The organism is Dietzia sp. CQ4, from assembly GCF_014145125.1.
In the GTDB taxonomy this organism is placed as follows: domain Bacteria; phylum Actinomycetota; class Actinomycetes; order Mycobacteriales; family Mycobacteriaceae; genus Dietzia; species Dietzia natronolimnaea.
Window position 1 is genome coordinate 1 of sequence record NZ_JAALDZ010000089.1, and the last position, 6,587, is coordinate 6,587.

General features: G+C 70.1%; 8 protein-coding genes, 1 tRNA gene and 1 pseudogene. 6 read left to right on the forward strand and 4 right to left on the reverse strand.

The genetic code is table 11. The features are described 5' to 3' along the window. Nucleotides 1-578, forward strand: a 578-nt coding sequence (locus G6031_RS05955) for a hypothetical protein (protein WP_182652749.1), incomplete at its 5' end; no start/stop codon positions are given. 33 nt (nucleotides 579-611) lie between these two features. Here the strand turns inward: G6031_RS05955 and G6031_RS05960 are convergent. The 3 genes from G6031_RS05960 to G6031_RS05970 all read right to left on the reverse strand — a co-directional run bounded on the left by G6031_RS05960 (nucleotide 612) and on the right by G6031_RS05970 (nucleotide 3,732). Then, on the reverse strand, nucleotides 612-2,060 hold the full coding sequence (locus G6031_RS05960; RefSeq protein ID WP_182652750.1) for a trehalose-6-phosphate synthase: 1,449 nt from the start codon (nucleotides 2,058-2,060) through the stop codon (nucleotides 612-614). Between the two features lie 31 nt (nucleotides 2,061-2,091). Next, the gene (locus G6031_RS05965; protein WP_107748799.1) at nucleotides 2,092-2,280 is read right to left on the reverse strand and encodes a hypothetical protein; all 189 of its coding nucleotides are present in this window, start codon (nucleotides 2,278-2,280) and stop codon (nucleotides 2,092-2,094) included. Between the two features lie 69 nt (nucleotides 2,281-2,349). Continuing rightward, nucleotides 2,350-3,732 carry a threonine/serine exporter family protein gene (locus G6031_RS05970; RefSeq protein ID WP_107748800.1) on the reverse strand — a complete coding sequence of 461 codons (1,383 nt, stop codon included), beginning with the start codon at nucleotides 3,730-3,732 and terminating at the stop codon, nucleotides 2,350-2,352. A gap of 90 nt (nucleotides 3,733-3,822) precedes the next feature. Between G6031_RS05970 and G6031_RS05975 the strand changes: the two genes are divergently transcribed. From G6031_RS05975 to G6031_RS05985, 3 genes are all read left to right on the forward strand, one after another. Then, nucleotides 3,823-3,895 (forward strand) — tRNA-Thr (locus G6031_RS05975). Nucleotides 3,896-3,987: 92 nt separating this feature from the next. Next, the gene (locus G6031_RS05980) at nucleotides 3,988-4,407 is read left to right on the forward strand and encodes a nuclear transport factor 2 family protein (protein ID WP_182652751.1); all 420 of its coding nucleotides are present in this window, start codon (nucleotides 3,988-3,990) and stop codon (nucleotides 4,405-4,407) included. Nucleotides 4,408-4,410: 3 nt separating this feature from the next. Continuing rightward, nucleotides 4,411-4,818, forward strand: a complete 408-nt coding sequence (locus tag G6031_RS05985; protein WP_304814125.1) for a nuclear transport factor 2 family protein — start codon at nucleotides 4,411-4,413, stop codon at nucleotides 4,816-4,818. Nucleotides 4,819-4,870: 52 nt separating this feature from the next. Here the strand turns inward: G6031_RS05985 and G6031_RS05990 are convergent, their stop codons facing one another. Next, nucleotides 4,871-5,299, reverse strand: a complete 429-nt coding sequence (locus G6031_RS05990; protein ID WP_107748802.1) for an HIT family protein — start codon at nucleotides 5,297-5,299, stop codon at nucleotides 4,871-4,873. Nucleotides 5,300-5,426: 127 nt separating this feature from the next. On the opposite strand from G6031_RS05990, the gene G6031_RS05995 reads away from it, so the two are divergent. Both G6031_RS05995 and G6031_RS06000 read left to right on the forward strand, forming a co-directional pair. Beyond that, the gene (locus G6031_RS05995; protein ID WP_107748854.1) at nucleotides 5,427-6,131 is read left to right on the forward strand and encodes a TetR/AcrR family transcriptional regulator; all 705 of its coding nucleotides are present in this window, start codon (nucleotides 5,427-5,429) and stop codon (nucleotides 6,129-6,131) included. A gap of 72 nt (nucleotides 6,132-6,203) precedes the next feature. After that, nucleotides 6,204-6,587 (forward strand): annotated as a pseudogene (locus tag G6031_RS06000) (phosphoribosylamine--glycine ligase); the annotation flags it as partial.

Genomic DNA, 6,587 nt, shown 5'->3' on the forward strand with positions numbered 1-6,587 from the left:
CCGGGGAGGCGGAGCCGGCCGGGACCGAGCGGGCGCGCGCGACGCCGGGGCCCACCCGGGAGCCGCTCGATTCGTCGCGTCGACGCAGGCTCACCGTGGTCCTGGCCGCGGCGTCCGCCGTCCTCGTCGTCGTCACCGGTCTGACCTCCTGGCAGTACGTCGAGGCCAGGGGAGATGCGGCGACCGAGCAGCGGGTCGCGGACGCGCCCGCCTCCGCGACGGACGCGGCGCGCGAGATCGTCACGCAGATGTTCACCTACGATCACCGCACGGTCGACTCGGAACTCGCGGCGGTGCGGGATCGGCTCGCCGATCCAGCACTGTCGGAGTTCGTGGAGCAATCCATGCCCACCGTCGCCTCCGCTGCCAAACAGCAGGAGGCCAGCGTCTACGCGACGGTGGCTGCCGCCGCGCCGCAGGAGGTCGTGGACGCCGATAACGTCACGGTTCTGCTCATGCTCAACCGGATGGTGTCGACGAAGGACGCGCCCGAGGCGGCGAGCTCGGCTTCCCGGCTCACCGTGTCGATGGTGCGGGTCGACGACACGTGGAGGCTCGGGGAGCTGGAAGCACTCTAAAGACGGCCGGGCCGGGGGCCCGGAACCGTCGACTCACTCGTCGGAGGTGGCGTCCAACGTCTCGAAGAACCGTCGTGCCCACGCGTGGACGTCGTTGCCCAGCACCTGACGGCGCAGCGCCCGCATCCGTCGACGACGGTCGTCCTCCGCCTCGGTGACGGCCGCCATGATGGCGTCCTTGACCCCCTCCAGGTCATGCGGATTGCACAGGTACGCCTGCCGGAGTTCGGCGGCGGCGCCGGCGAACTCGCTCAGCACCAGGGCGCCCTCGCCATCGGTGCAGGAGGCCACGTACTCCTTGGCCACGAGGTTCATCCCGTCCCGCACGGGGGTGACCAGCATGACGTCCGCGGCCACGTAGAACGCCGTGAGCTCGGACTTGGGGACGGGGCGGTGGATGTACGTCACCACGGGGTGCCCGATCTCGCCGAAACTGCCGTTGATCCGGCCCACGGACTCCTCGATCCGCGAGCGCATGATCTGGTACTGCTCGACCCTCTCGCGGCTCGGGGTGGCGAGTTGGAGCAGGGTGACGTCGGCGGTCTCGAGTCTCCCCTCCTCGAACAACTCCTCCAGCGCGCGGAGCCGGACGTCGATCCCCTTGGTGTAGTCGAGGCGGTCGACGCCCAGCAACAGGATCTCTGGTGAGCCGAGTTCAGTGCGCAGGCGTTCCGCGCGGGCGCGGGTGTCGCGGTCGCGGGCGGCGGCGTCGATGGCGGCCGAGTCGATCGAGATCGGGAACGCCCCCACCCGGACCCTGCGGTCGTCCACGCGGATCTCGGACGCCCGACCCCGGGTCGAACGCAGCCGAACGGAGGGGTGGCCGCCGAGTCGGTTGGCGAGGATCCGGAAGTTGTCGGCTCCGCCGGGCAGGTGGAAGCCCACCAGGTCGGCCCCGAGCATCCCGTCGACGATCTCCGTGCGCCACGGCAGCTGCATGAACAACTCGACGGGGGGGAACGGGATGTGGAGGAAGAACCCGATGGTCAGGTCGGGGCGCATCTCACGTAGCAGGCGGGGGACCAGCAGGAGTTGGTAGTCCTGCACCCAGACCGTGGCGTCGGTGGCGGCGGCCGCGGCGGTGGCCTCGGCGAACCGGCGGTTGATCGCGACGTAGGCGTTCCACCACTCGCGGTGGTACTCGGGGGGGACCACCACGTCGTGGAACAGCGGCCACAGCGTGCCGTTGGAGAACCCCTCGTAGTAGAGCCCGACATCCTCGGCGGACAGTGTGACCGAGTGCAGCCGGATGCCGTCGGCGTCGAAGGGCTCGGGGGCGGCGTCCGCCACGCCGGGCCAACCCACCCAGGCGCCGTGGTTGGCCTTGAGGATGGACTCCAGGGCCGTCACCAGCCCACCGGGGCTGGCCTTCCAGTGTTCCCGGCCGTCCTTGTCACGGACGAGGTCGACGGGTAGCCGATTGGCGACGACGACGAAGTCCGCACCGGCGTCCGGTGGCGTCTGCTCGGTCGCGCGCGTCATCCCCGTCCCTTCCGTGATCGCTGTGATGCGGCTAGTCGACGTCGGCAGGGTCGACCTTCTCGGGGCCGATCCCGAGCATCTCGAGCAGCATCAGGCACTCGTCGGCGTCTGCGGCGTACGAGGCCACGATCCTCTGGGCCTGATATGCGGTCTCGTCGGCGACGGGCTCGAGGTCGACGTCGAGCTCGGGCTCCTTGCTGGCCGCTGCGGCGGATGCCATGTGTGTCCTCCCGTGGTCGGTATGGGACGCAGGGCCCGTGTGGGCTCAGGCGTCCGACGTCATCTTACGTCACTGGTCGGCGGCGGCGGACCTGCGCAGATTACGCGTGACCCATTCGCCGAACACGATGCCGGCCGCCAGGGCCACCGCGATCGCCAGGGCCTGGAACATCAGTCCCACACCGATACCGGTCTGGTCACTGGTGAGGGCCGACAGTCCCCGATAGACGGACAGCCCGGGTAGGAGTGGTGTGATCCCCGCGATGGTCACGATCAGTGGCGGGACGGTCGCGATACGGGCGAGGATGCCGCCGAACAACCCCATCGCACAGGCCGCGAGCGCGGAACCCACCACCACGCCCAGCCCGGTCGTCGTGACCACCTGGAAGATGACCATCCCGATCGCCCCGACCGCCGCGGCGAGCCACGTCGCACGCACGGTGGCGTAACTGGCCACCGCGAAGCCGGCGGCCCCGACCCCCGCCGCGAAGACGGCGAGATACAGGGGCGCGTTGCCGGAGATGGTCGGGTCGATGGGGGGCGGGGACATGCCCAGCCGCGCGAACACCGCCAGGGCGATCGTGATGCCGCCGAGAACCCCTCCGGTGAGGATCATCGTCTCCACGCCGCGGCCGGCCGACGTCACGGGGAACCCGGTGATGGCGTCCTCGATCGCGCCGACGAGCGTGAGCCCCGCGAGGAGCACGATGATTCCCGCGGCGACGAGTGTGGATGGCTGGATGTCCACGAAGTTGTCGCTCAGGAACACGTAGGCCAACAGCGCCCAGGCGGCCGCGATGAACCCCCCGACGATCTGCTGGAAGAACTTCGGGAGGCGGTGGCCGTCCAGATAGCGGTTGGCGTACATCAGCGCGAACGTGGACACCATGGACAGGAGTCCGGCGAGCGGGCTGCCACCCAGTTGGATGACGACAGCGCAACCGAGCATCGCCCACCCCAGGACCGCGACCCGGAACGAGTGGGGGTGCGGGGAGGCGATGATCTGCTCGACCTCCGCCGTGGCCTGCTCGACGGTCAGTTGGCGCCGCACGATGAGGTCGATGAGCCGGGCGACACGGGTCACCCGGGTCATGTCGATCGTGCGGTAATTGACCACCCGGATGACGGAGATCGGCGGGCGACCACGTCGGCGGTTCACGCCGATGGTCAACGAGGTGAAGGTGACCTCGACGGTGGCGCCCGGCAGGCCGAACGCCGCCGCGACCGATTCCCCCTGGGCGACGGTGTCCGCCGCGCCCTCTCCGGAGGACAGGAGGATGCCGGCGATCTCCAGGGCGAGGTTCAGGACGTCGGTGACGGCGCCGTCGTCGTCCAGGTCGACCGGTGCCATCGGGGACAGGGGCGGCTCGACCGCCAGGTCCATCGTCGACTTGCGCAGACCCAGCCACGCCAGGGGGCGGGTGAACGGTGCGGGTGCGTCGCGGATCTCCACGTGGACACCGTAGTCAAGACCGCGGCGGTCGAGAGCGCGGCCCGGGGTCCGGTTAGGATGTGACCCGGACCCCGGCCGTGCCGGAGCCGTGCTGGAGTGGCGCAATTGGTAGCGCACCCGACTTGTAATCGGGCGGTTGCGAGTTCAAGTCTCGTCTCCAGCTCTCACCCGCCGCCCGGTGGAGCCGGGAGTGCACGCCACGCACGCGGGCGGTATACGTTTAGTTTTCTCAGGTTTCTGAGTAGGATGTGGCAGGTGTTCAGCGACGGCGAGGACTCCGGAGACGTGGACGGGGGCGTGGACGCTGAGTCCACCCGGCGGATCGCCGAGGCGTGGATGCGCGCGGTCACCTCATGTGACGTGGACGCCGCGCTGGCACTTTCCTCGCCGTCGATCGTCTACTCCAACGGCGGCCACCTCCGTCTCTACGAGGGGCACGACGGAGTGCGTGACATCATCGAGGATGTCGCCCGTATGTCCGGGTTCCTCGACGTGGCCGTCCTGTCGGTGGTGGCGCAAGCGGGGACCGTTGCCCTCCGGCGACTCGAGACCTACACCCTGCCCGAGGGCGGCGTGGAGATCCCGGCACTGGCCTTCGTCGATGTCGCGGACGGTGTGGTCACGCGCTGGGAGGACTACAAGGACTTGCGCACACTGAACGCGATCGCGGAGTAGACGGTGAACGGGGGCGGTCCGGTGGACCGGGAGGAGCATCAAGTCGACGCCGCCGCGGTGGTCAGGGCGCTCGTCGAAGCCAGGTTCCGGGGGGATGTGACCACGACGACCGCTCTGTGCACGCCCGACATCGTGTTGCGGATCGAGGGGTCTCATGAGGCGCGCGGGCGAGAGGGAGTGGCGCACCTGATGGAGTTCAACCGAGAGGTCGCCACCAACGTGCGTGTCGAGATTCACCGGGTCATGGCATCGGGTGACACCGTCGCGATGAGCAGGACCATGTTCCTCACCATCAACGGGCAGGCCGTCGAGCTCAGCGCGGGCGCGTTCTTCACGTTGCGTGACGGCCTGGTGCGGGAATGGAGTGACTACCTGGACATGAGCGAGGTGGCGCGCGCACTCGGGCACTGAGCCGGTCACCCGCCCGACCCGACCACCGGGGCGGCGAGTCGGGGTGGGCCGGTCAGTCCCCGGGAACGAACTCGTCGTGGCCGAGTTCCCGCAGAGCGCGACGGATCGTCGCGGCCGCCGCGTCCGACTCCTCCGCCGGGGCGTCGGGGTCCGCGCGGGACAGGTCGAAGCCGGACATGTCGTCGGCGGGGAAGACGTGGATGTGGGTGTGTGGGACCTCGAAACCCGCGATCAGATAGCCGGCCCGCGACGCCCCGAAACCCTCGACGACGGCCTCGCCGACCGCCTGGGCGACCTCGTTGAGCCGCGCCCACAGCCGGGGGTCGAGGTCGGTCCAGCGGTCGATCTCCTCTCGCGGGACGATGAGGGTGTGGCCGGCCGCGACGGGCGCGATCGTGAGGAAGGCGACCACCTCGGGGTCCTCCCAGACGAACCTGCCCGGCAGCTCACCGGAGATGATCTTGCTGAAAACGGTCGACATGCTCCCAGCCTACGTACCCGGGGCGGCCGGTTGCCGCTGATGCGCGGTGGCTCGTGGTGTAATGAGGGGTACGCCACCCGGACAACGAGCGGCGAACGGTCCTTAGAGGATGGCGGAGGGACGGCAGATGATCGAGGCAACGGCACCGACGGCAGACGACACCGTCAAGAAGAAGTCCTACCACCACGGTGACCTGCGGAACGCGATCATCCACGAGGCCACCACGCGGGCGAGGTCCTCGGGGGAGAAGGCGATCGTGCTGCGGGAGATCGCGCCGGTCATCGGGGTGTCGGCCACCGCCGCCTACCGACATTTCACCAACCGGCAGCAGCTGGTCGAGGAGGTCTCGGCCCGCGGGTTCGCCGCGATGGGTGAGCGTGTCGCCCTCCCGGGGGTCACCGGCGCGGAGTCGGCCCCGGGGCTCGCGGCCTACCTGGACCTCCGCAACGCGGGGATCGCGATCGTGGCGTTCACGGTCGCGGAGCCCGCCTGGGCGCGGATGATGATCGAGACTCTGGGGGAGTCGCCGACGGTCGGGTTCGCTGCGTCGGATGTCACCGACATCATGCAGCAGATCGTCGACCGCGGGATCGCCGCGGGGATCTTCCGTCCGGGGACGAGGATCAGGGACCAGCGCGTCCTGTGGGCGGGGATCGACGGCCTCTGTTCGCACGCGATGTTCGGGCTCAAGCCGATGGGGACCCCGGAGGCGGACCACGCGACGGCGCGCACGCTCGATCTCTGCATGACGGACATGCTCACCGCGGAGGGGCTGCGGGTCCGCGATGAGGCCACGTTGCCGGACGGGATCGCGACCGACCTGCCGAGCTGAGGTCCACCCGACGACGCCCGCACCGGCCGTGCCGGGTCACGTCGCCCGGGGGGCGCGACTACTGTGGTCGCTGTGCGAATTCTCGTGATCGGTTCCGGTGCCCGTGAGCACGCCATCCTCGTCGCCCTCGCCGCGGACCCCGCGGTGACGGAGCTCCACGCCGCGCCGGGCAACCCCGGCATGGTGCAGGCCACGTGTCACGACGCGTCGGTGACGGATCCCTCGGCGGTCTCCGCGTTGGCACGGCGGCTGGAGGTGGACCTGGTCGTCATCGGCCCCGAGGTGCCGCTGGTGGCGGGGGTGGCCGATGCCCTCCGCGCGGCCGGCGTCCCGGTGTTCGGTCCCTCGGCCGAGGCCGCCCGGATCGAGGGCTCCAAGGCCTTCGCCAAGGACGTCATGGCCGCGGCGGGGGTCCGCACGGCGCGCGCCGAGGTCGTCGACTCGCCCGCCGACCTG